The following is a 23,749-nucleotide window of genomic DNA, read 5'->3' as shown; positions in this document are numbered from 1 at the left end:
CGCGGTAGCCCAATGGTCGTGGAGAATGACCGCATGGCACGTTTGACCAGATCGGAGAGCCAAGCCCGCACCCGCGCGGATCTGCTCGCGACCGCCCGCGACCTGTTCCTCACCGACGGCTACGCGGCGACGTCGCTCGAGAAGGTCGCCGAGGCGGCCGGGTACTCCAAGGGCGCGGTCTACTCGAACTTCCGCGGCAAGAAAGAGTTGTGCCTCGAGGTCCTCGAACTGATCCACACGACGAAGTTCGAGGAGGTGGCGGTGATCGTCGCCGCCGACGGCGGACTGGACCAACTGCTCGACCGCATCCAGGACTGGGCAGAACACACCCTCGGAGACGTGGGCTGGACGATGCTCGAGTTCGAGTTCATCGCGGCCTGCCGACACGATCCCGAGGTCCAGGCGGCGCTGGCGTCGACGCTCGGGATGGCTCACGGAATGGTTCTGGCACTGGTCAATTCGCTCACCACAGCGACCGGCATCGAACTGCCACTGCCTCCCGACGACGCGGCGCGCAGCATCCTGAGCCTCGGCGTGGGGCTGGGGATCCAGCGCGCGATCGACCCGACCATCTCGGCACGCATCGTTACCGACAACCTGCGGGCCCTGCTACTCCGAGGCTCGCCCCTCCCCGACTCAGGGGCGAGCGTCGGCTCCTGACCGTCCTCCCGGCTCGGTCAGTAGAGCGTGGCGATGAAATCGAAAATGGCGGGCTGAACCACCGGGTTGTTGTTGGTGATTCCGGTTGCCGCACCGATCGCGCCACCGATCGCCGCGCCCGGAATGCAGCCGACGAACAGGAACAGCACACAGCCGACGACAGCTCCGACACCCGCGCCGATCTGCGCGTTCATCTGGCCGCCGTTGACCCAACCCTTCTCGATCTCGCCGACCATGTTGGAGTAGGCGTCCTGCCGGGCGTCCACGTTGTGCAGCGCACCCACTCCCTGCGCGGGGACCGCCGGCGTGAGGGTGAGCCTGTTCCCGTCGACGGACGGCACCAGGGGTACGTCGACACCTGCCACCCGGTAGGTGAGCGGGACCGTCCCGACCGTGGCGCCGGCCGGGTCGACGACGTCGACGGAGTTCCCGGCGACCCGGAAGGTGCCGGCATCGAGCACGGTGTCGAGCGACGTACCGTTCGCACCGATCTGCGTCTGGTAGTGGATCGCACCGGGAGTCGGCGGACCGGGCTCGGCATAGGCGGTACCCGTCGCGACACCGAGCGCGGCGATCGCAAGCACGGACACAGCAGCAGTCCTGTGGAGTTTCACGGGGAGCTCCCTCCTTGCGGGAAGACGGCCCCGACCTGGTCAAAGACCGTCCGGAACATCCATTAGACTAATGAGTGCAGGCCGGTCTGTACGGCCTTACCGAGATTCCTGACCGATTCTCGACCGACTTCGACGACGCGGGCCGTCGCCGATCCCGCAACGTCCGGGGATGTCCGATTCGACCGCATTTCCCTACCGCGCCAGAGGAATTCACGGCCGACGACATCGTGTTCTTCGCCGGCCGCGACGATCGAACGCTCGACCAGGCGCTCGAGGACGCGGATCTCCTCGTCAGCTGTCCGCATTCGGGCTACCGGATCCCCGAGGAACTGGCGCCGTTCCTCGCACCCGAGTTCACCCGACGCCTGCAGTTCGATTTCACCGACATGTCCACCGGCCCGATCGTGCGGCGCTGGGCTGGCGGAGACGTTCATCGCGGTGGCCGACCGTGGGCTCGGCGTCTACGAACGGACCCGCGATGGCCTGCTCGCCCGGATGACGGAGTTGGCGCTGACGCGCGGGCGTGACTTCACCACATTGTCGTTCCACGACACCACGAACCACACGACCCGACGCGACGGCGCCGTGAACGTGCCACGCCCGGAGACCGACCTGTTGCCCGACGTCGTTGCGCTGTCGAATCGCGGTGATCGCGAAAGTAATCCGCGCGGCGACAATCCGGTCACGATCGGCGACGAGGCTACGACCGAACTGATGGAAGCGGGTGTCGACTGGCCCATCGCCGCTCCCGACCGAATCGACCGCCTCGCCCACGCGTGCAAGGCGAGCTCGGATCTCTACCGCGCGATGTAGCGCCATCCAGTCGCTCAGAACGGAGGCGACTCAGCCGCATCCGCCCCAGTGTCCTTGGGACTCGAAGTGGAGCGAGGCCCACACCTCGACCGAATCGTCCCGGGATTCCGCGTTCGCCGGCGCGCGCGGGGTCGCGCAGCAGGCGAAACACGCGCATCGAGCAGATACTCGATGTCGGCCTCGACTGCCGACGGCCGGAGTCGTTGCAGCGTATGCGCATCTGTGAGCCGGGCGAGCAATGCTGGATGGACGCCGGAATGCAGGTCTGGTTCCACGGGATCGGCGAACGGCCCCTGGGGCGTCGTGACGGTGACCCGTCCCGCTGGATCTGCCCATTCCAGCCGACCGCCACCGATCTGCCGTACGGACCAGTCGCCGAGAGTCTTCAGCCGGTGATGAGTCCGGCACAGGCACGCCAGGTTGTCCTCGACGGTGAGCCCGCCGCGTTCGGGGTTTTCGTGCCCGAACGGGATCGTGTGGTCAATGTCGCAATTCTGCGCGGGAACAACACAATTCGGGAACCGGCACAGTCCGTCCCTCGTGCGGACGACGTCCGCAAGTTGCGCGCCGGGGCGGTACGTCCGTTCCCGTCGCCACCGCTGGGTCCGTTCCGACACGACGGCCGGCGGTGTTCCCGGTCGCGGGCAAGTGCGCCCGACACCGGCAATCGAGCCGGGAGGTCTCGCGCCGGCGGGTTGTTCTCGACCCAACCGTGCCCGATCCCGTTCAGTGAGCGTGAGGACCTGTCTCCAGGTCGCGTCGGCAGCGAGATCACGAGCCAGGTCCGCATCGATCGGTCCGTGCCCGAACAGGAACCCCGGCCGATCATCCAACCCGAGCAGCGTCGTGGCGTTCACGCCCACCAGTAGCTGCACCCTTACCCCGGAGCGGGGCTGAGGATCTGAAGTGGCGGTGCAATCCGAACGTCCGCATGTACACGTGAGCCCACCGTGCCCCTCAGCGAGTGCCACCAGCGCGTCAGCGCGCCGTTGCGGGTGCGTCCGTGGATCGCGCGCGCACACCCCGAAAGCCATCGCCCGCAGCCGCTCGGCGAGGATCCGGCCTCCGGCTGCAGGCACCACGCCCTCGACACCGGACATCCCGTCCTCGCCGGCAACTACCCGCACGTCGCGGTCTCGCTCGGCGCTGCGACGGCGCTCACGAACTCCGTCCGGGTCGAGTCGGGCGATCAGTCGACGCGCCCGCGCCCGCAGCCGCGTTGTCGACATCCGCCCGGCCCCGTCGAGCAACAACCGTTCGATCTCGACGAGTTTGTCGTCGGAGACGTTCGCCAAGACCTCCGCCAGCGCATACGTCTTGACGAGATCGATTCGCCCCGCACGGAAATACGCACCGACCAGGTGCAATCGCCACCGCAGCTCGCACCCGAGTCCGATCATGCGCCGCGCTGCAGGCTCGGTCAGTCCGAGAATGCTCGCGACCTCGACGTGCACGAACTCGCCCTGGTGGGCCTCGTTCCGCCCGGCCCGCGCGTCCTCCTCGCATCGCGCCACGAACAGCGTGGTGACCGCGTCGATCTCGCAATACTGTTCACGGGCAATCCGCGCGTGTCGCTCCTGCAGACCCACTGCCGGATCGCCCAACGCGCCTCCGCCCGCCACCCCCGTATCGAACATGCATTCGATGCTAGCGGTACCCTCCGACAAGATCGTCAGCCCAGCAACAGACCCAGCCCGGCACCCGCGGCGACGGTCGTGACGGCCAGGACGATGGTGGGCACGAAGAACGAGTGGTCGACTGGCTGGTGGTGAGTTCAACGTCTCCATGCCGCCCCGCCCGTCGTAGGTGAAGACCGATCGTTCTTGTGTTTGTTCCGGAAAGTACTACGCGGACAGCGCGGCCGGACGGATCTCAGCGCCTGTCGGTGGCGGCGGGCAAGATGGTTCGCATGGACGCCGTCCTCGACCGTTTCTCCGCGCCCACCCGGGAGTGGTTCGACGGCGCCTTCGACGCCCCCACGGCCGCCCAGTTGGGCGCGTGGGATTCCATTGCGAGCGGGGCGCACACCCTCGTCGTCGCGCCCACCGGTTCGGGCAAGACGCTGTCGGCCTTCCTGTGGGCACTCGACAGGCTGGCGACGGCGACCGACGACGCGGATCGCACCACGCGGGTCCTCTATATCTCGCCGCTCAAGGCGCTCGGCGTCGACGTCGAGCGGAACCTGCGGGCGCCGCTGGTCGGCATCACCCAGACCGCGAAGCGCCTAGGCTTCGAGCCACCCGAGGTCCGCGTGGGCGTCCGCTCGGGCGACACCCCCGCAGGCGAGCGCCGCAAGCTGATCAAGACGCCGCCCGACATTCTCATCACCACTCCCGAGTCCCTGTTCCTGATGCTCACGTCGGCGGCGCGCGAGACACTCGCCGGGGTCGAGACCGTCATCGTCGACGAGGTTCACGCCGTGGCCGGCACCAAGCGCGGCGCGCACTTGGCGTTGTCGCTCGAACGCCTCGACCTGCTGCGCGACAAGCCGGTCCAGCGCATCGGACTGTCCGCGACGGTGCGACCGCACGAGGAGGTGGGCCGCTTCCTCGCGGGCGCGGCACCGATCCGCATCGTGGCGCCGCCGGCCGCCAAGACGTTCGATCTCACGGTGCGGGTCCCGGTCGAGGACATGACCGAACTCGGTATCGCGGAACCAGATCCGGACTCGATGTCGCCGACTCCGCAGTCCGGGTCGATCTGGCCGCACGTCGAGGAACAGATCGTGGATCTGATTCTCGAGCACCGTTCGTCGATCGTGTTCGCGAACTCTCGCCGTCTCGCCGAGAAACTGACCGCGCGCCTCAACGAGATCTACGCCGAACGCCTCGGTGGCACCGTCGAGAAGCAGGGCAAGCCGCCCGCGCAGATCGGGGCGCCCACCGAGGTCAACTACGGCGCCGATCCCCTGCTCGCGCGGGCCCACCACGGGTCGGTCAGCAAGGACCAGCGCGCGATCATCGAGGACGACCTCAAGTCCGGACGCCTGCGCTGCGTCGTCGCCACCAGCAGCCTCGAGCTCGGAATCGACATGGGCGCCGTCGATCTCGTCGTTCAGGTGGAGGCGCCGCCCTCGGTCGCCAGTGGTCTGCAGCGCGTCGGCCGCGCCGGACACCAGGTGGGCGAGATCTCCCGCGGCGTGTTGTTCCCCAAGCACCGCACCGACCTCATCCACTGCGCCGTCACCGTCGAACGTATGACCAGCGGGAAGATCGAGGCCCTCGAAATCCCCGCCAATCCGCTCGACATCCTCGCGCAGCAGACGGTCGCCGCCACCGCGCTCGAGCCGATCGACGTCGAGCACTGGTATGACGTGGTCCGTCGGAGCGGGTCGTTCGCGACCCTGCCGCGCTCGGCGTACGAGTCGACGCTCGACCTGCTCGCCGGCCGCTACCCGTCCGACGAGTTCGCCGAGCTGCGACCGCGACTGGTGTGGGACCGCGACGCCGGCACCCTCACCGGACGCCCGGGGTCGCAGCGCCTTGCGGTGACGTCGGGCGGCGCGATCCCCGATCGCGGCCTGTTCGCCGTCTACATGGTGGGTGAGCGGCAGTCCAGAGTGGGTGAACTCGACGAGGAGATGGTCTACGAGTCCCGTGTCGGCGACGTGTTCGCGCTCGGCGCGACCAGTTGGCGGATCGAGGAGATCACATTCGACCGGGTCCTCGTCAGTCCCGCCTACGGACTGCCCGGACGTCTCCCGTTCTGGCACGGCGACGGTCTGGGCCGGCCCGCCGAACTCGGTGAGGCCCTGGGCGGGTTCCTGCGCGAGTTGTCCACCAGCACACCGGACGAGGTCGCATCGCGCTGTGTGGCCGCCGGGCTCGACACGAATGCCACCACCAACCTCGCGGCTCTGGTCTCGGACCAGCAGCAGGCCACCGGACGCGTGCCCACCGACAAGACGCTGGTGGTCGAGCGCTTCCGAGACGAACTCGGTGACTGGCGTCTGGTCCTGCACTCGCCGTACGGCCTGCGCGTGCACGCGCCGTGGGCGCTCGCGGTCGGGGCCCGTCTTCGGGAACGGTTCGGCGTCGACGCCGCGCCGACCGCCTCCGACGACGGCATCATCGTGCGTCTGCCAGACACCGAGGACACCCCGCCCGGTGCGGAATTGTTCGCGTTCGAGCGCGACGAGATCGAGGACATCGTCACCGACGAGGTGGGCGGCTCAGCGCTGTTCGCGTCGCGGTTCCGTGAATGTGCCGCGCGGGCACTGCTGCTACCGCGCCGCACTCCGGGCAAGCGGGCACCGCTGTGGCAGCAGCGGCAGCGGTCGGCGCAACTGCTCGACGTCGCCCGCAAGTACCCCACGTTCCCGATACTGCTCGAGACGGTCCGTGAATGCCTGCAGGACGTCTACGACCTGCCCGCGCTGCGAGACCTGTTCGGGCGCATCGGTCGTCGGCAGATCCGGATAGTCGAGGTCGAGACGGCAACGCCGTCGCCGTTCGCGAGTGCGCTGCTGTTCGACTACGTCGGCGCGTTCATGTACGAGGGCGACAGCCCGCTCGCCGAACGCCGTGCCGCCGCACTGTCGCTCGATTCGACGCTGCTGGCCGAGCTGCTCGGTCGCGTCGAACTGCGCGAGCTCCTCGACGCCGACGTCATCGCGAAGGCCGAACACGAACTGCAACGCCTGGTCCCGGACTGGCGCGCGCGTGACAAGGAGGGCGTGGCCGACCTGCTGCGCCTGCTCGGCCCGCTCACCACCGACGAGGCCGCGGCGCGTTCGACGTCCGACCCGACGCCGTGGCTCACCGAACTCGTCGACCACCGCCGCGCCCTGCATGTCTCGTTCGCGGGACGTCAATGGTGGACGGCGATCGAGGACGCGGCTCGCCTGCGCGACGGACTCGGCGTGCCGCTCCCCATCGGCACGCCGGCCGCGTTCATCGAACCCGTCGACGACCCCCTGGGTGATTTGCTCGCCCGCTTCGCCCGCACCCACGGACCGTTCACGCTCGCCGAGGCGGCCGAACGGTTCGGGATCGGCCCGGCGGTAGCCCGAGATGTGCTGGTCCGTCTCGCGAACGAGAAACGTGTCGTGGAAGGCGAGTTCCGCCCCGGCGCGTCGGGCAACGAATGGTGTGACGCCGAGGTGCTGCGCCGCCTGCGCCGACGGTCCCTCGCCGCCGCGCGCGAAGAGGTCGAACCGGTGAGCACCGCGACGCTGGGCCGTTTCCTGCCCAGTTGGCAGCACGTCGGCGGGGCGCTGCGCGGGCTCGACGGCGTCGTCACCGTCGTGGAACAGCTTGCGGGCGTGCCGGTTCCCGCATCGGCGCTCGAATCACTGATCCTCGGATCCCGGGTGCGGGACTACTCCCCCGCGATGCTCGACGAACTCACCGCCACCGGTGAGGTGCTGTGGTCGGGGGCCGGGCAGATCTCCGGCAAGGACGGCTGGGTGAGCCTGCACCTGGCCGAGTCGTCGCCGCTCACTCTCGCCGAACCCGACGATATCGAGCTCACCGACGTCCACCGCAGCATCCTCGACGCGCTCGCCGGCGGCGGCGCGTACTTCTTCCGGCAGCTGTCGGACACGTTGGGTGCCGGGGGCCTGACCCCCTCCGGTGGCGTCGACGACGCCGTACTCACCACCGCGCTGTGGGATCTGGTGTGGGCCGGGTACCTCGGCAACGACACGCTGGCCCCCGTGCGGGCGCTGCTGTCCGCCACCTCCCGCTCCACGCCCAGTCACCGCACGCCACGCCGCGCACCCCGCGCGCATGCGTATCGCCGCCTCGGACGTCCCACGATGCCCACGCGGACCGGTCCGCCAACCGCGGGTGGTCGCTGGTCGCTGCTCCCCGAACCCGAACGGGACCCGACGCTGCGGGCGCACGCAACGGCGGACCTGCTGCTCGAGCGGTACGGCATCGTCACCCGCGGCTCGGTGGTCAGCGAGAACGTGCCCGGCGGATTCGCCCTGATGTACAAGGTGCTGCGCGGCTTCGAGGACGGCGGACGCTGTCGGCGTGGCTATTTCGTCGACACGCTCGGTGGAGCGCAGTTCTCGATCCCCGATGTCGTCGACCGCCTGCGGACGTACAGCGAGTCGATCGAGGGCCGCCACGCGGCCGCCCCCACCGTCACCCTCGCGGCGTGCGATCCGGCGAACCCGTACGGCGCTGCGCTCCCGTGGCCGCCGACGATGTCCGGCAGCAAGAATCCCGACGCCCCGAAACATCGCCCGGGCCGCAAGGCCGGTGGCCTCGTGGTCCTCGTCGAGGGCGAGTTGGTGTTGTTCGTCGAACGCGGCGGCCGCACCGTGCTCACGTTCACCGACGACGTCGGTGCACTGCGCACCGCCGCCGAATCCCTGGCCGCCACCGTCAAGCGCGGCGGCATCGACAAGGTCGTCGTCGAGAAGGTCGACGGAGTCACCATCCACGGCAACGACTTCGCCCCCCTGCTCACCGAGGTGGGATTCTCGGCGACGCCGCGCGGGTTCCGATTGCGGGCGTGAGCTGATGCCCGAAGGCGACACCGTCTGGCAGGCCGCACGCCGCCTCGACGCCGCACTGACCGGTCACACCCTGACCGAGTGCGACATCCGCGTGCCCCGCTACGCGACCGTCGACCTGTCCGGCGAGAAGGTCGACTCGGTCGTGGCGCGCGGCAAGCACCTCCTCGCGCGCGTCGGCGAGCACACGATCCACACCCATCTGAAGATGGAGGGCGCGTGGCACGTGTATCCGCGCGGCGCCCGCTGGAAGCGCCCCGCACACCAAGCACGCATCATCCTCGGCACCGAAGACACTGTCGCCGTGGGATTCTCACTCGGCATCACCGAGGTGGTCGGCCGCAACGAAGAAGAGAGCATCGTCGGTCACCTGGGTCCGGACCTGCTCGGCCCCGACTGGAACGCTGCGATCGCGACCGCAAACCTCGCTGCGGCAGGCAACCGTCCGATCGGTGCGGCGCTGCTGGACCAGCGGATCATCGCGGGCATCGGCAACGTGTACCGCAACGAGATCTGCTTCCTGCGCGGCGTCGACCCACGCTCCCCCACCGACCGAGTGCCGGATCTACCCAAGGTGGTCGACCTCGCGCACCGACTGCTGCAGGCCAACCGCGACCGCGTCGTTCGCGTCACCACCGGCGACCGTCGGCCCGGCCGCCGGGGCTGGGTGTACGGGCGCGGAGGCAATCCGTGCCTGCGGTGCGGCACGCTGATCGTGGCCGACGAGTTCGGCGAGGAACCCGGGCGCGAGCGCTCGATCTTCTACTGCCCCAACTGTCAGCCGATGCGCTGACCGGCGGTGTCGAGCAGCGCGACGCAGTGCGCGACGAACCGCTCCCGGGACGTGACGATCGTGCCGTCGAGGTAGCCGATGAACAGGCTCGTGAGTGCACCCACCAATCCGACGGCGGTCATCTGCCGCTCGTCGGGGTCGGCGATCCGCGAGAGTTGTTCGTGCACCAGGAGAACGAAGGCCGGGGCGAGCTCCAATCCCCGGCCACCCAGGGCGGGTTCGGTGAGCGGTGCGAGGAGCAGGACCCGACCGCGCGCGGGATCGTCGACCATCAACTCGACGAACGCCGACACCGCCGCGGCCGCCCGCTCGCGGGGCGATCCGGACGACGCAACGGCCTCCACCAGCGCGTCGTGCGCCTGCCGGCCGACGTCCTCGTACACCGCGCGCACGAATTCGTCACGGTCGGCGAAGCTCTCGTAGAAGTAGCGCTCGGTGAGCGCGGACGCCCGGCACACGGCTCGGACGCTGACGGCCGCGCCGCCCTCCGCACCGAGCAGGTCGATCCCGGCGGCCAGCAGCGCATCGCGCCGGGCGGCACGGCGCTCCTCCATGCCGGTCCCGGCCCACGTCCGCCGCTGCGTACTCAACTGCCCTCCAGGTCTTGACCGAGTTCCGCTCCCGATCCTAATCTGACAACGGGTGTAGTCAGAATCTTCGCGGAAGGCGGCAATTCGTGGCACGAACGGAGGCTCCGACACCGGTCCCCCTGGGTCCGGACTCACTGACGTGGCGCTACTTCGGTGACTGGCGCGGCATGTTGCAGGGGCTGTGGGCCGGGTCGATGCAGAACATGCACCCCGGACTCGGCGCCGGCGTCGAACAGCATTCCCGGTTCTTCGAGGAACGGTGGGAGCGCCTCTTCCGTTCGCTGTATCCCATCGGCGGTGTCGTGTTCGACGGCGATCGTGCCCGGATGACGGCCGAAGAGGTCCGCGACTATCACCGGGACATCAAGGGCGTCGACGCGCAGGGCCGGCGGTACCACGCACTCGATCCGGACACGTTCTACTGGGCACACGCGACGTTCTTCATGGGCACGATCCTCACTGCTGACAACTTCATGGGCGGCATCACCGAGGACCAGAAACGGCAACTGTTCACCGAACACATCCAGTGGTACCGGCTCTACGGGATGAGCATGCGTCCCGTCCCGCAGACGTGGGAAGACTTCCAGCGGTACTGGGACCACATGTGCCGCAACGTCCTCGAGGACAACAAGGCGACGCGTGACGTACTGGACCTGTCCGACATCGGCCGGCCGCCGTTCCTGCTGTGGGTGCCCGAACCCCTGTGGCGCCTCGCCCGCGTCCCGGTGTCGAAGGGGTTCGTGTGGCTCACGGTCGGGATGTACGACCCGCCCGTGCGCGATCTGCTCGGCTACCGCTGGGGCCCCGTCGGCGCGTTCGTGCACCGACGCATCGGACGCCTCGTGAACACAGTCTTCCGCCTCGTCCCGGAGCGCCGGCGCAAACATCCGCGGGCGCGCGGCGGCGTCGACCGGGTGAGCGGTCGCAGTCCCGTCGACACGCCGCTGATCCACACCCCGGCGAGGAATCTGCCACCGCTCGCTCACCGCGACGATCCGAGCCACTACGTCCCGCCGGTGAGCTGAGGTGTGACACGCTCGGGAGCATGGAATCGGACCTGCGCACCATCTTGCATCGCCCGCTGCTCAGCCGGTCCGAACCGCTGGACAAGGACAACGCCGCGAGCCGGATCAGCGCATACGTCTACGGCAACATCCTGATCCTCGCTGCGCTGATTCCGGAAACCATCTCGCGCAGCGATTCCCGCACGATCGCCGTCGTCGCCGGCACCGCGATCTCGACCTTCATCGCGCACGCCTTCGCGGAGGGTGTCGGCAAGTCGGTCCGCTCCGGGCGCCAGCTGACCCCCGCCGAACGTTTCGCCGAGCTACGAGACTCGGTACCCGTGCTCAGTTCGGCGGTGGTACCGATCGTCGTGCTGGGTACCGCGTACTTCGGCTGGCTCGAACCGTTCACTGCACAGGTGATCGCCGAGGTCGCGATCCTGGTGCGTATCGCATCGATGGTCTTCGTCATCACCCGTCTGCGCGGCGAACGCCCGTCCGGCTACACCTTGGTCGCGGCGGCGGCGCTGGCTGTCGTGGCCACGGCGATCGTCGTTCTCAAGGTCGTACTGACCCATTAGGCACGGTGCCGGGCACCGGTTCGAGAATCTCCGCCCGCGCCTCGGGTGCCGCGGCACGCAGAGCGTCGGCGGACAGGTCGTCCGGCTGTGCCTGCGAGAGCACCTCGGCATCGACCCGCGCCCGATACGTCTCGACCTCGCGGTCGATCGCGGCGTCGTCCCAGCCCAGGATCGGCGCGACCAGTCTGGCCACCTGCTCGGCGCAGTTCACGCCGCGATGCGAGTACTCGATCGAGATGCGGGTACGGCGGGCGAGGATGTCCTCGAGATGCAGAGCACCCTCCGCCGCGGCCGCGTACACGGCCTCCGCCTGCAGGTAGTCGGGCGCGTCGGTGATCGGCTGCAGCAGTTCGGGCGACTCCTTGCCCGGCGCGAGAACCTCGTCGATCAGCGAGCCGTAGCGGCCCAGCAGATGCTTGATCCGGTACGGGTGCAGCCCGTACAACTGCCCGAGGTGGACGGCCTGGTTCACCAGCGCGAAGTAGCCGTCCGCGCCGACCAGCGGCACCTTCTCCGTGATGGAAGATGCCACCGCGGCCGGGAGGTCCTCCGCCGCCAGGTCGACGGCGTCCTTGCCCATCACGCGGTATGTCGTGTACTTGCCGCCGGCAATGGCGATCAGGCCCGGAGCCACCCGTGCCACGGCGTGCTCTCGCGACAGCTTGGACGTCTCGTCGCTCTCCCCCGCCAGCAGCGGACGCAGGCCGGCGTAGACGCCGTCGATGTCGTCGTGGGTGATCGGCGTGACCAGCGCTTTGTTGATGTGACCGAGGATGTAGTCGATATCGGCCTCGGTCGCCGCGGGGTGCGCGAGGTCGAGATTCCAGTCGGTGTCCGTGGTGCCGATGATCCAGTGGTTGCCCCACGGGATGACGAACAGGACGGACTTCTCCGTACGCAGGATGATCGCGGAGTCGCTCACGATGCGATCGCGCGGAACCACGATGTGCACGCCCTTGGACGCCCGCACCCGGAACCTGCCTCGCTGGTGTGAGAGCGCCTGGATCTCGTCGGTCCACACGCCCGTCGCGTTGATGACGACGTGGCCCTTGACCTCCGTGGTCGCGCCGCTCTCCGAATCCCGGACCCGCACACCGGACACCCGATCGGCCTCGCGCAGGAAACCCACCACCTGGGTGGACGTCCGGACCACCGCGCCGTAGTGCGCCGCGGTCCGCGCGACCGTCATCGTGTGGCGGGCGTCGTCGACGACGGTGTCGAAGTAGCGGATTCCGCCGATCAAGGCGTTGCGCTTGAGTCCGGGCGCCATCCGCAGCGCCCCGGCCCGTGTCAGATGCTTCTGTGCGGGAACGGACTTCGCGCCGCCCATCCGGTCGTACAGGAGGAACCCGGCCGCCATGTACGGTCGCTCCCACCCGCGATGCGTCAGCGGGAAGAGGAACTTCAGCGGCTTGACGAGGTGCGGTGCGAGCGTCGACATCGACAGCTCGCGCTCGTGCAGCGCCTCGGCCACGAGACCGAACTCGAGCTGTTCGAGGTAGCGCAGGCCACCGTGGAACATCTTCGACGAGCGGGACGACGTGCCCGACGCGAAATCCCGCGCCTCGACGAGGGCGACCTTGAGCCCGCGCGTCGCCGCATCGAGGGCCGCGCCCACACCGACGACGCCGCCACCGATCACCACCACGTCGAACTGCTCGGTCCCCAACTGCTCCCAGGCCTGTTCCCGCTGCTGCGGACCCAGGAATTGCACACCAGGCTGCTTGTCCAACTCGGTCTCCCGTGGTTGTCGGCGAATCTGGTCTCAGGCTAGTAGCTTCGTGGCCAGACTGCCCGAGAGACGAGGATGACCGTGACCCAGTACATCGCCGCGATCGACCAGGGAACCACCTCGAGTCGCTGCATGATCTTCGATCACGACGGTCGGGTTGTCGGCGTCGCGCAGAAGGAACACGACCAGATCTTCCCGGAACCGGGCTGGGTGGAACACGACCCCGAGGAGATCTGGAACAACACGCGCGAGATGGTCGGGTCGGTTCTCGCCAAGACCGATCTCATGGCCAAGGACATCGCCGCGGTGGGCATCACCAACCAGCGCGAGACCACGGTGGTGTGGGATCGCGAGACCGGCAAACCCGTCTACAACGCGATCGTCTGGCAGGACACCCGTACCGACCAGCTGTGCGACGAACTGGCCGGCGACGAGGGCCGAGGGCGCTTCCGCGAGACCACCGGGCTGCCCCTCTCGACCTACTTCTCGGGCCCGAAGGTGCGCTGGATACTCGACAACGTGGACGGGGCCCGCGAACGCGCGGAGGCCGGCGAACTGTGCTTCGGCACCATCGACTCCTGGGTCATCTGGAATCTCACCGGCGGTCTGCACATCACCGACGTCACCAACGCGTCCCGCACCCTGCTGATGGATCTCGAGACGCTCGACTGGGACCACGACATCTGCGAGGCGATGGGCATCCCCGTCTCGATGCTGCCCGAGATCCGCAGTTCGTCCGAGGTGTACGGCGACTTGGCGCTGCCCGGGATCTCGGCGGGCATCCCGATCGCGGGGATCCTCGGCGATCAGCAGGCCGCGACGTTCGGGCAGGCGTGCCTGTCGGAGGGCGAGGCCAAGAACACGTACGGCACCGGGAACTTTCTGCTGCTCAACACCGGCGCCGAGAAGGTCCACAGCGAGCACGGACTGCTCACCACAGTCTGTTACAAGCTCGGCGACAAGCCCGCGGTCTATGCACTCGAGGGTTCGGTCGCCGTCACCGGATCGCTGGTGCAGTGGCTGCGCGACAACCTGGGGATCATCAAGTCCGCCAAGGATATCGAGCCGCTCGCACAGACGGTCGACGACAACGGCGGCGCGTACTTCGTGCCGGCGTTCTCGGGACTGTTCGCACCGCGGTGGCGCCCCGACGCGCGCGGCGTCATCGCCGGGCTCACCCGGTTCGTCAACAAGGGACACCTCGCCCGCGCCGCGCTCGAAGCCACCGCGTACCAGACCCGCGAGGTCATCGAGGCGATGCGCGCCGACTCCGGCGTCGAACTGACTTCACTGAAGGTCGACGGCGGGATGGTCGTCAACGAGACGCTCATGCAGTTCCAATCCGACATCCTCGGCGTACCGGTCACCCGTCCGGTGGTGAACGAAACCACCGCTCTCGGTGCCGCATACGCGGCGGGTCTCGCGGTCGGTTTCTGGAAGAGCGAGGACGAGATCCGCGACAACTGGGCCGCGGACAAGACCTGGGAACCGCAGATGGACGACGCCGAGCGCGAGCGCCTCTACACCGGGTGGAACAAGGCCGTCGAACGCACCTACGACTGGACCACGGAGGACAAGCCGTCGTAATCCGGCCGTCCCGCGAGCGTGAACGTCTCGTGGGCCGCCCGCAGGCGCTCGACGCCCTCGGCCAGGACCGTCTCGTCGTAGGTCGCGAAGCACAACCGGGCCGCATGCGGGTGGGCGCTGGCGACGCCGAACGCAGCACCGGGCACGAACGCGACACCGCGTTCGACGGCGGTGTCGAGGAGGCGGGCGGTGTCGGTGCCGTCGGTGAACTCGATCCAGCAGAACATGCCGCCGTGCACCGTGGCGTGCGAGACCCGGTCGCCGAACGCCCCTTCCAGCGACTCGACGAGGGCACGCGCGCGCCCCGCGCACGCCGCCCGCACCTTGGCGAGATGCCTGTCGAGCCAGGCGTCGTCGCCGAGCAGTTCGGCCGCGATCTGCTGGGTCAGTGACGACCCGCACAGGTCCGCACCCTGCTTGAGTAGCTCGACGGCCTCGCACACGCGACGGTCGCCGTGCAGCCAGCCGATCCGCAGGGCCGGCGCGAGAGTCTTCGACCCGCTGGACAGCCGGATCACCCGGTCGGAGTGTGTCGCGATCGGCGCCGGCGCAGGCGCGTCGAACCACAACTCGCCGTATGGATCGTCCTCGATGATCCAGAAGCCGTACCGGTCGGCGAGCAGGGCCAGGTGAGCCCGACGCTCCGCGGACAGCACGACGCCGCGCGGGTTGTGGAAGTTACTGACGGTGTGAACGACTTTCGGTCGCAATCCTTCTCGCAGCGCCCGCTCGAGGGCAGCGGTGTCCATGCCGTCCGCATCGAGCGCGACGGGCACCAGCGCCGCCTGCGCGATGCGGAACACCTGCAGCGCACCGGTGTAGCCGGGTTCCTCGACCACCACGGTGTCGCCCGGGTCGAGCAGCACCTGCGCCAGCAAGCTCAGCGCCTGCTGCGAGCCGTGGGTGATCACCACTTCGGACGGATCGACGCGTCGGCCGATCTTGCTGCTCTCCCGGGCGGCGACGGCCACGCGCAACGGGGCCCAGCCGGACGTCTCGCCGTACTGGACGGAGCGCGGATCGGCGAGCGCGCGCTGCGCGGCGTCGGCAATTCGTTCGCGCGGAACGAGTTCGGTGGCCGGAAGGCCACCAGCGAGGCTGATCACCTCGGGTCGGGCGGTGAGGGTCAGCAGGTCGCGGATGGCCGAGCTACGCAGCTCGGACATCCGCGACGACAACGAGGGGGACGTATCGAACGCCATGGAATCAACTCCGCGGTCGACGGGTGCGCCGTCGCTGGGCGACAGCGTGAGGACGAAGGCAGGAACACCCAGATCGTCCCGGGTCGACGGGGCGGAGAGCGATGCGAGGGGCCGATGGTTCTCGGCCCCTCGCATCATTTCACAGTCGGTCCACCATATGGAAATTGCGTCTCAGATGTCAGGATCGAACCGGATCAGTCCAGGTCGTCGTGGCGCATCAGCTGACGCGACGCCTCGGTGATCGAGCCCGACAGCGACGGGTACACCGAGAAGGTCTGCGCCAGGTCGTTCACGGTGAGGTTGTTCTGGACCGCGATCGCGATGGGCAGGATCAGCTCCGACGCGCTCGCCGCGACCACGACGCCGCCGATGACGACACCGGTGGCCGGACGGCAGAAGATCTTCACGAAGCCGCGGCGCAGGCCGGACATCTTGGCGCGCGGGTTGGTGTTGAGCGGCAGCATGACGGTGCGAGCGGGGACCTCGCCGTTGTCGATGGCCGCCTGGCTCACGCCGACGTTGGCGATCTCGGGACGCGTGAAGACGGCCGAGGCCACCGTCTTGAGCTTGATCGGGCTCACGCCCTCGCCGAGCGCGTGGTACATCGCGATGCGGCCCTGCATCGCGGCGACCGACGCGAGCGGCAGCAGGCCGGTGCAGTCACCGGCGGCGTAGACACCCGACACCGTGGTCCGCGAGACGCGGTCGACCCGCAGATAGCCACCGTTGTCGAGTTCGATGCCGACCTTCTCGAGTCCGAGACCGTCGGTGTTGGGGGTGGAACCGACCGCCATGAGCGCGTGGCTGCCGTGCACGGTGCGACCGTCCGACAGCTTGACGACGACCCCGCCGTCCTCCGTCCGCTCGACGGCGTCGGCCCGTGCGTGCTTGACGAGCGTCACACCCCGCTCGCTCAGAACGTCCTCGAGAACCAGCGCGGCGTCGGCGTCCTCGTGCGGCATGACGCGGTCGCGGCTCGACACGAGCGTGACCTTGACGCCCATCTCGGTGTACGCGGACACGAACTCGGCACCCGTGACACCGGAGCCGACGACCACCAGGTGCGACGGCAACTCGTCGAGGTCGTACAGGTGGCGCCACGTGAGGATTCGCTCGCCGTCCGGCACGGCACCGGGCAGCACGCGCGGACTGGCACCGGTCGCGATCAGGACGACGTCGGCGTCGAGAACCTTCTCCTCACCGGTGCTGAGCGTCGCACGGACCTGGTGCGCGGCCATGCCGATCTGGCGGTCGATCAGCTCGGCCTTGCCGGAGAGCAACTGCACGCCGACGCTCTGGAGGCGGGCGCGGATGTCGGAGGACTGGACCTGCGCGAGATTCTTGACGCGGGAGTTGATCTGCGGGAGCGAGATCGTCGCGCTCGCAGGATCGAGGGAAATGCCGAGGTCGGTGGCGCGGCGCATGTCGGTGCGGATGCCGGTCGACGCGATGAAAGTCTTCGAGGGCACACAGTCGAACAGCACACATGCGCCGCCGATGCCGTCCGAATCGATCAAGGACACCGAGGCGCCGTGCTGGGCTGCCACCAGTGCCGCCTCGTATCCGGCAGGTCCGCCACCGACGATCACGATCCGGGTCATTCGTCCTCCAAGCTTGCCGAGATGGCCAGGATCTCCAGCCAGGCCCGCGTACAACGCTATTCCAGTGACCGGGAACACGCAGGCAATGGGGCCCTACAGGGGCCCGGCCGAGCGCCGGACACGGCGGATCCTGCGCCGGACGGTTCTCCCGCTTCCCGAGTTCCGAGCAGACGGATTAGGCTTGCCGCCGTGCCGATCTATGCCGCCTACGGGTCCAACATGCACCCGGAACAAATGCTCGAACGCTGCCCGCATTCGCCGATGGCAGGCACCGGGTGGCTCCGGGGCTGGCGGTTGACGTTCAGCGGCGGCGACATCGGTTGGGAAGGCGCGCTCGCGACCGTCGTCGAGGATCAGGACGATCCGGACGCCGCAGTGTTCGTCGTCCTCTACGACGTGCCCACCGAGGACGCGGAGCGGCTGGACCGCTGGGAGGGCTCCGAGCTGGGCATCCACCGCAAGATTCGGCTCCGCGTCGACACCGCCGACGGCGCCGTCCTGGCCTGGCTGTACGTGCTGGACGCCTACGAGGGCGGTCTGCCGTCCGCCCGCTATCTCGGTGTGATGGCCGAGGCCGCGGAGATCGCGGGTGCCCCGTCCGACTACGTCCGGAACCTGCGCACCCGCAACAGCCGCAACGTGGGCCCCGGCACGACGTAGCCGGCGCTCAGGACTGCAGCACCAGATTCGTCAATACCTGGACGCCCGTGACCAGTGCGCGCTCGTCCAGGTCGAACGTCGGCTGGTGGATGTCCAATTGCGGGCCGTGCCCGGACCACACCCCGAGCCGGGCCATCGCACCCGGCGCCTCCTCGAGATACCAGGAGAAGTCCTCGCCGCCGCCTGATTGCGGGGTGTCGGCCAGCGCGTCCGGCCCGATCGCCCGCACCGCGTCCTCGAACATCCGTGCCGAGATCTCGTCGTTGACGACCGGGGGCACACCTCGGCGGTAGTTGAGTTCGTAGCGCACGCCGGTGGGCGCGAGCAGTCCGTGCACGATCTCCCGGACGGTCGGCTCGAGCAGCGCCCACGTGTCGTGGTCGCCGGTGCGGACCGTTCCGGTGAGGACGCCGCTGCGTGGGATCGCGTTGGGCGCCTGCCCCGCACTCACCGCGCCCCACACCATCACGGTGCCGCTGCGCGGGTCGATGCGACGGCTCAGCATGCCGGGAAGCCCGGTGATGACGGTGCCGATCGCGTACACCAGATCGGTTGTCAGATGCGGACGCGATGTATGACCGCCCGGCGAGTCGAGGACGAGTTCGACGGTGTCGGCCGCCGATGTGATCGCGCCGACCCGCACCCCCACCTTGCCCGCCTCCAGTCGCGGGTCGCAGTGCAGCGCGAAAATCCGCGAAACGCCCTGCATCCCGCCGGCCGCCACGACGTCGATCGCACCGCCCGGCATGACTTCCTCGGCTGGCTGGAAGATGAACCGCACACCGATCGGCAACTGCGGCAACGAGTTCAACGCCAGCGCGGTCCCGAGCAGGATGGCGGTGTGCGCGTCGTGCCCGCACGCGTGCGCCACGCCGGGCACCGTCGACGAGTAGGGCGCGCCCGTCGCCTCCTGGATCGGCAACGCATCCATGTCGCCGCGCAGACCGATCCGCATCCCGCCCGGCCCGACGTCACAGATGACGCCCGTGCCGCCGGGCAGCAGCAGCGGGGACATGCCGGCCGCCGACAGTTGGCGGGCGACGAACGTGGTGGTCGCGAACTCCTGCCGGGCCAACTCCGGGTTGGCGTGGAAATGCCGACGCCACCGCGACAGATCCATCGTGTGTGCGGCGAGCCACTTCTCGATGTCGTCGTTCACCGGCGTTCCACCCCCTCGATCAACCGAGCCCGCTGATCGTCGTCGAGCGCGGCGCGAACCGTCGTGCGTGCCAGAGCGATCGCACCGTCGAGTACTGCACGGTCGGCCGACTCGGTGATACAGGCCGCGGCGAACTCCGGCTGATGCGTCACCGCACCACCGGAATCGAGCCCGACGACCGGATGGATCCCCGGAAGCACGTGCGTGACGTTGCCCATGTCCGTACTGCCCAGCGGACGAGAGGCTTCCAGTTCCGTGGGCAACGGGGTGCGGCCGAGATCGACGATCTCGTCGCGGTACGCGCCGGACAGCCAGGAGTCGGGCCGCAACTCGGTGTACGGCGGAGAGACGGTGCGGATCTGGTGCGTGCACCCGGTCGCGAGAGCCCCGGCCGCGAAGCACGCCTCGGCGCGAGTGGTCAGTTCACCCAGGGACTCTGCGGTCCGTGCGCGCAGGTAGTACAGCATCTCGGCGTGTGCCGGCACGATGTTGGGCGCGGCACCGCCGTCGCTGACGATGCCGTGCAACTGCTGACCCGGCACGAGGTGCTGGCGGAGCAGCGCGAGCCCCACCTGTGCGACGGTGATGGCGTCGGCGGCGTTGCGTCCGAATTCCGGTGCGGCCGAAGCATGCGCCTCGCGTCCAGTGAAGGTGATCGCGAGGTCGGCAAGTGCGAGCGACGTCGCCCCCACGATGTCGAAGGGGCCGGGGTGCACCATCAGTGCCGCCGCCACGTCGTCGAACACGCCGCGCTCGAGCATCAGCACTTTGCCACCGCCGGTCTCTTCGGCAGGTGTCCCGATGACCCGGACGGTGATCCCGAGCGCGTCCGCGAGCGGTGCCAGCGCGAGGCCCGCTCCCACTGCGGACGCCGCAATGATGTTGTGCCCGCAAGCATGACCGATCTCGGGCAACGCGTCGTACTCGGCGAGGATCCCGACCACCAGTTCACCGCTGCCGAAGGTCGCATCGAACGCGGTGGGTAAGTTCGCGATGCCCGTGCGCACCTCGAAGCCGCAGTCTCGCAACACCTCGGCGACCTTGGCGGCGCTGCGATGCTCTTCGAAGGCGAGTTCGGGTTCGGCGTGGAGGGAATGGGACAACCCGACCAGGTCGGATCGCGCCGCCAGTACGGTGTCCGACACCGAGGCGGACAGGGCGGCCGACGGGGATCCTGATCTCACAGGTCCCAGTCTCTCATTTCCGCCGGATCCGGCCCGTCAACCGAACTTGAAGTTGCTCTCGTCGGTCTTCGTGTCGAGCGCCTCGAGCACGTCGCGGTGGATTCCCCGCTTGATGCCGGAGAGGTTCGCTCCGCGCGTCGAGACGAGGGCCGATGCCCGGGCCACAGCGGCGTCGAGCACCAGATCGCCCTCGACCGCGTCGTCGACGATTCCTGCCGCGAGCGCGTCCGCGCCGCCGTAGCGTCGTCCCGTCGTCATCGCCTCGACCGCCGTCTGCCGCACCAGGCGAGAGGTCAGCAGTGCTGACATACCCACCGTGAACGGCATGCTCAGGTTGACCTCGGGCAGGCAGTAGTAGCCACGGTCGCTGCGCATGACCCGGAAATCCTGCGAGACGGCGAGCATTGCGCCGGCTCCGAATGCGTGTCCCTGTACCGCCGCAATGGTCGCCATCGGGAAGGTCAGCAGTCGCGAGAAGATCGTGTGCACACGATCCAGGTATCCCGGCAGCTTGTCCAGGTTGCCGAAGATCCAGTCGGTGTCGAGGCCGTTGGTGTAGAACTTGCCGGTCGCTGTCGTGACCAGGGCGGCGGGCCCCTCGTGCGCCTCCACCTCGTCCAGCAACGCGTGCGTGGCGTCGATCCAGTCGGGGTGGAATCGGTTCTCGTTGTCCGTCTCCCCTTCGTTGCCGAGGTACAGGACGAAGACGTCGCCTTGGCGATTCAGGTATGGCATGGGCGCGATACTACCCGCGAGTAATATCGCGTGCCGCCACTACTGTGTCCCTTCATGGGCACACTCGAGCAGCAGGCCGCGGACGTCCTCGCCGACCGCACCGGGATAGCGAAGCACCACGCCGCCGTCGTCCTCGGATCGGGTTGGCAGGCCGCCGCCGACGCGCTCGGCGAACCCACGACGACCGTCCCGATGGCCGACCTGCCCGGGTTCGCCACACCGTCCGCGTCCGGCCACGCCGGAACCGTGCTGTCCGTGCGCGTCGGCGCGACACCGGTCCTGGTCCTACTGGGCCGCGCGCACGCCTACGAGGGCCACGACCTCGCCCGTGTAGTGCACCCGGTGCGCACCGCCATTGCGGCAGGAGCCGAAACCGTCATCCTCACCAATGCGGCGGGCGGGATCCGCGTGGGTATGGGCGTCGGGCAACCCGTCCTGATCAGCGATCACCTCAATCTCACCGCGCGATCCCCGCTCGTGGGCGCACAGTTCGTCGACCTCGTCGACGCCTACAGTCCGCGCCTGCGCGCGCTGGTTCGCGAGATCGATCCGTCGCTGACCGAGGGCGTGTACGCGGGACTGCCCGGCCCGCACTACGAGACACCCGCGGAGATCCGCATGCTGCGCACGATCGGCGCCGACCTCGTCGGCATGTCGACCGTCCACGAGACCATCGCGGCGCGGGCACTGGGCGCCGAGGTCCTCGGGGTCTCCCTGGTCACCAACCTCGCCGCCGGCATCACCGGCGAACCTCTCGACCACGCCGAGGTGCTGGCCGCCGGTCAGGCCTCGGCGACGCGCATGGGCGAACTGCTCCGAGAACTGCTGGCCCGCCTGTGACCGCTCTCCGCTTCGGCACCGCCGGCCTGCGCGCCCCGGTGGGGGACGGACCCGGGTACATCAACGTGGGCGTCGTCGAACGCACGACAGCGGGTCTCGCGCAGTGGCTGCGCGATCGGTGTCTCGCCGGTGGTGTCGTGGTCGTCGGCCGCGACGCCCGCCACGGGTCGGAGGAGTTCGCGGTCGCCGCGGCCGAAGTGCTCGCCGCCGAGGGCTTCGAGGTCGTGCTGCTGCCGCGCCCGCTGCCCACTCCCCTCGTCGCGTTCGCGGTGCGCCGACTCGGCGCGGTCGCCGGCGTCCAGATCACCGCGTCGCACAATCCGCCCGCCGACAACGGCTACAAGGTGTACGTGCACGGCGGGACTCCGCTGGCCGCGCCGGCCGACCGAGAAATCGAGGACGCGACCGACCGGGTGGCGCAGATTCGGCGCGCCGCGATCGCCCCGGCTGACGACACGCTCGTCGACGAGTACCTCGCCCGCGTCGCGACGCTGCCGTTCGGCAATCGGCGCGACGTCCGGATCGCGCTGACACCACTGCACGGAGTGGGCGGCGCGACCGCCGTCGCCGCGCTCGCAGCGGCCGGATTCACCGACGTCCACGTCGTCGCGTCCCAGTTCACGCCGGACCCCGACTTCCCCACCGTCGCCTTCCCCAATCCGGAAGAACCCGGCGCCACCGACGCCCTGCTGGCGCTGGCCGCCGAGGTGAGTGCCGACGTCGCAATCGCGCTCGACCCCGACGCCGACCGCTGCGCCGTCGGAATTCCCGGCCCCGACGGCTGGCGGATGCTCACGGGCGACGAGACGGGCGCCCTCCTCGGTGACCGGATCCTCGCGCACGCGACCGGGGACGCGCTCGTCGCCACCACGATCGTGTCGTCGACGCTGCTCGGGAAGATCGCCGACGCCCGCGGTCTCCGCTCCACCCGAACCCTCACCGGGTTCAAGTGGCTGGTCCGCGCCGGGGACGGCCTGGTCTACGCGTACGAGGAGGCGGTCGGGCACTGCGTGGACCCGGACGTCGTGCGGGACAAGGACGGCATCTCGGCGGCGGTGCTGATCGCCGACCTCGTCGCCGACCTCGCGGCGGACGGACGCACCGTGCTCGACGTGCTCGACGCCCTCGCAGTCGAGTTCGGTCTCCACGTCACCGGTCAGGTGTCGCGCCGTTTCGAGAACCTCGACGAGATCGGTCGTGTGATGGACTGTCTGCGTGCCCACCCGCCGACCGCCATCGCCGGAATCGACGTCGAGGCAACCGATCTCGCCGCCCCGGGACCTCTTCGGACCGATGCCGTGACCCTCTCCGGACCCGGGCTCCACATCACGGTCCGGCCGTCGGGCACCGAACCGAAGCTCAAGGCCTACTTCGAGGTGATCGAACCGGTGCCGTCGGCGACGGAACTCGCGTCGGCACGGGCCGTCGCGCGGGCCCGCGTCGACGTGGTCCGAACCCGACTTGCGGCAGGCGATCGACCCGGCACATCCTGAAGGTCGAGAACTCCCACCCGAAGGCGACTACGGAA

At 69.1% G+C, this 23,749-nt stretch carries 20 protein-coding genes; 10 read left to right on the top strand and 10 right to left on the bottom strand.

The genetic code is table 11. The annotated features are described in order from the left end of the window. Positions 1-33: 33 nt before the first annotated feature. Positions 34-660 carry a TetR/AcrR family transcriptional regulator gene (locus tag C8K36_RS03035; RefSeq protein WP_107983720.1) on the top strand — a complete coding sequence of 209 codons (627 nt, stop codon included), beginning with the start codon at positions 34-36 and terminating at the stop codon, positions 658-660. A 17-nt stretch (positions 661-677) separates the two neighbouring features. Here the strand turns inward: C8K36_RS03035 and C8K36_RS03030 are convergent, their stop codons facing one another. Together C8K36_RS03030 and C8K36_RS25035 are read right to left on the bottom strand one after the other, a co-directional pair. Continuing rightward, on the bottom strand, positions 678-1,274 hold the full coding sequence (locus C8K36_RS03030) for a hypothetical protein (RefSeq protein ID WP_258194889.1): 597 nt from the start codon (positions 1,272-1,274) through the stop codon (positions 678-680). Between the two features lie 62 nt (positions 1,275-1,336). Beyond that, entirely contained in the window at positions 1,337-1,579 is a 243-nt protein-coding gene (locus C8K36_RS25035; RefSeq protein ID WP_258194887.1) for a hypothetical protein, read from the bottom strand. Between the two features lie 133 nt (positions 1,580-1,712). Between C8K36_RS25035 and C8K36_RS25030 the strand changes: the two genes are divergently transcribed. After that, positions 1,713-2,087 carry a hypothetical protein gene (locus C8K36_RS25030; protein WP_258194886.1) on the top strand — a complete coding sequence of 125 codons (375 nt, stop codon included), beginning with the start codon at positions 1,713-1,715 and terminating at the stop codon, positions 2,085-2,087. A gap of 14 nt (positions 2,088-2,101) precedes the next feature. On the opposite strand, the gene C8K36_RS03020 is transcribed toward C8K36_RS25030, so the two are convergent. Then, positions 2,102-3,724, bottom strand: a complete 1,623-nt coding sequence (locus C8K36_RS03020; RefSeq protein WP_107982938.1) for an HNH endonuclease signature motif containing protein — start codon at positions 3,722-3,724, stop codon at positions 2,102-2,104. 272 nt (positions 3,725-3,996) lie between these two features. Here C8K36_RS03020 and C8K36_RS03015 point away from each other — a divergent pair, with 272 nt between their 5' ends. Together C8K36_RS03015 and C8K36_RS03010 are read left to right on the top strand one after the other, a co-directional pair. Continuing rightward, positions 3,997-8,556: an ATP-dependent helicase gene (locus C8K36_RS03015; RefSeq protein WP_107983719.1), complete on the top strand. Its 4,560-nt coding sequence runs from the start codon at positions 3,997-3,999 to the stop codon at positions 8,554-8,556. A 4-nt stretch (positions 8,557-8,560) separates the two neighbouring features. Further along, positions 8,561-9,346 carry a DNA-formamidopyrimidine glycosylase family protein gene (locus C8K36_RS03010; RefSeq protein WP_107982937.1) on the top strand — a complete coding sequence of 262 codons (786 nt, stop codon included), beginning with the start codon at positions 8,561-8,563 and terminating at the stop codon, positions 9,344-9,346. Here the strand turns inward: C8K36_RS03010 and C8K36_RS03005 are convergent. Then, positions 9,331-9,900 carry a TetR family transcriptional regulator gene (locus tag C8K36_RS03005; protein WP_107982936.1) on the bottom strand — a complete coding sequence of 190 codons (570 nt, stop codon included), beginning with the start codon at positions 9,898-9,900 and terminating at the stop codon, positions 9,331-9,333. The two genes, C8K36_RS03010 and C8K36_RS03005, sit on opposite strands and share 16 nt — an antisense overlap. A gap of 122 nt (positions 9,901-10,022) precedes the next feature. On the opposite strand from C8K36_RS03005, the gene C8K36_RS03000 reads away from it, so the two are divergent. Together C8K36_RS03000 and C8K36_RS02995 are read left to right on the top strand one after the other, a co-directional pair. Further along, positions 10,023-10,961 carry an oxygenase MpaB family protein gene (locus tag C8K36_RS03000; protein ID WP_258194883.1) on the top strand — a complete coding sequence of 313 codons (939 nt, stop codon included), beginning with the start codon at positions 10,023-10,025 and terminating at the stop codon, positions 10,959-10,961. 20 nt (positions 10,962-10,981) lie between these two features. Continuing rightward, complete coding sequence (locus tag C8K36_RS02995; RefSeq protein WP_107982935.1) at positions 10,982-11,521, top strand: hypothetical protein; 540 nt, start codon at positions 10,982-10,984, stop codon at positions 11,519-11,521. Here C8K36_RS02995 and C8K36_RS02990 read toward each other — a convergent pair. Continuing rightward, entirely contained in the window at positions 11,499-13,253 is a 1,755-nt protein-coding gene (locus tag C8K36_RS02990) for a glycerol-3-phosphate dehydrogenase/oxidase (RefSeq protein WP_107982934.1), read from the bottom strand. The two genes, C8K36_RS02995 and C8K36_RS02990, sit on opposite strands and share 23 nt — an antisense overlap. Before the next feature lie 75 nt (positions 13,254-13,328). On the opposite strand from C8K36_RS02990, the gene glpK reads away from it, so the two are divergent. Continuing rightward, positions 13,329-14,840: a glycerol kinase GlpK gene (gene glpK, locus C8K36_RS02985; RefSeq protein WP_107982933.1), complete on the top strand. Its 1,512-nt coding sequence runs from the start codon at positions 13,329-13,331 to the stop codon at positions 14,838-14,840. Here the strand turns inward: glpK and C8K36_RS02980 are convergent. Together C8K36_RS02980 and C8K36_RS02975 are read right to left on the bottom strand one after the other, a co-directional pair. Beyond that, positions 14,807-16,042 carry a PLP-dependent aminotransferase family protein gene (locus C8K36_RS02980; protein WP_107983717.1) on the bottom strand — a complete coding sequence of 412 codons (1,236 nt, stop codon included), beginning with the start codon at positions 16,040-16,042 and terminating at the stop codon, positions 14,807-14,809. The genes glpK and C8K36_RS02980 overlap by 34 nt on opposite strands. Before the next feature lie 194 nt (positions 16,043-16,236). Beyond that, positions 16,237-17,643: an NAD(P)H-quinone dehydrogenase gene (locus tag C8K36_RS02975; protein WP_107982932.1), complete on the bottom strand. Its 1,407-nt coding sequence runs from the start codon at positions 17,641-17,643 to the stop codon at positions 16,237-16,239. Positions 17,644-17,832: 189 nt separating this feature from the next. Here C8K36_RS02975 and C8K36_RS02970 point away from each other — a divergent pair, with 189 nt between their 5' ends. Continuing rightward, positions 17,833-18,303, top strand: a complete 471-nt coding sequence (locus C8K36_RS02970) for a gamma-glutamylcyclotransferase (protein WP_107982931.1) — start codon at positions 17,833-17,835, stop codon at positions 18,301-18,303. Positions 18,304-18,310: 7 nt separating this feature from the next. Here the strand turns inward: C8K36_RS02970 and C8K36_RS02965 are convergent, their stop codons facing one another. The 3 genes from C8K36_RS02965 to C8K36_RS02955 all read right to left on the bottom strand — a co-directional run bounded on the left by C8K36_RS02965 (position 18,311) and on the right by C8K36_RS02955 (position 21,381). Beyond that, complete coding sequence (locus C8K36_RS02965) at positions 18,311-19,462, bottom strand: M20 family metallopeptidase (protein ID WP_107982930.1); 1,152 nt, start codon at positions 19,460-19,462, stop codon at positions 18,311-18,313. Continuing rightward, complete coding sequence (locus tag C8K36_RS02960; protein WP_107983716.1) at positions 19,459-20,619, bottom strand: M20 family metallopeptidase; 1,161 nt, start codon at positions 20,617-20,619, stop codon at positions 19,459-19,461. The genes C8K36_RS02965 and C8K36_RS02960 overlap by 4 nt, the downstream gene beginning before the upstream one ends. Positions 20,620-20,682: 63 nt before the next feature. After that, a complete protein-coding gene (locus C8K36_RS02955; RefSeq protein ID WP_107982929.1) occupies positions 20,683-21,381 on the bottom strand; it encodes an enoyl-CoA hydratase-related protein in 699 nt (232 codons plus the stop codon). 54 nt (positions 21,382-21,435) lie between these two features. On the opposite strand from C8K36_RS02955, the gene C8K36_RS02950 reads away from it, so the two are divergent. Together C8K36_RS02950 and C8K36_RS02945 are read left to right on the top strand one after the other, a co-directional pair. Then, positions 21,436-22,221, top strand: a complete 786-nt coding sequence (locus C8K36_RS02950) for a purine-nucleoside phosphorylase (protein WP_107982928.1) — start codon at positions 21,436-21,438, stop codon at positions 22,219-22,221. Next, positions 22,218-23,714, top strand: coding sequence for a phospho-sugar mutase (locus tag C8K36_RS02945; protein ID WP_107982927.1), 1,497 nt, complete (start codon positions 22,218-22,220; stop codon positions 23,712-23,714). Before C8K36_RS02950 ends, C8K36_RS02945 begins: the two co-directional genes overlap by 4 nt. Positions 23,715-23,749: the final 35 nt, after the last annotated feature.

The sequence above is a fragment of the Rhodococcus sp. OK519 genome, from assembly GCF_003051005.1.
In the GTDB taxonomy this organism is placed as follows: Bacteria; Actinomycetota; Actinomycetes; order Mycobacteriales; family Mycobacteriaceae; genus Prescottella.
The sequence above is the reverse complement of the archived record's forward strand: the minus strand, read 5'-3'. Positions and strand labels throughout refer to the sequence as shown.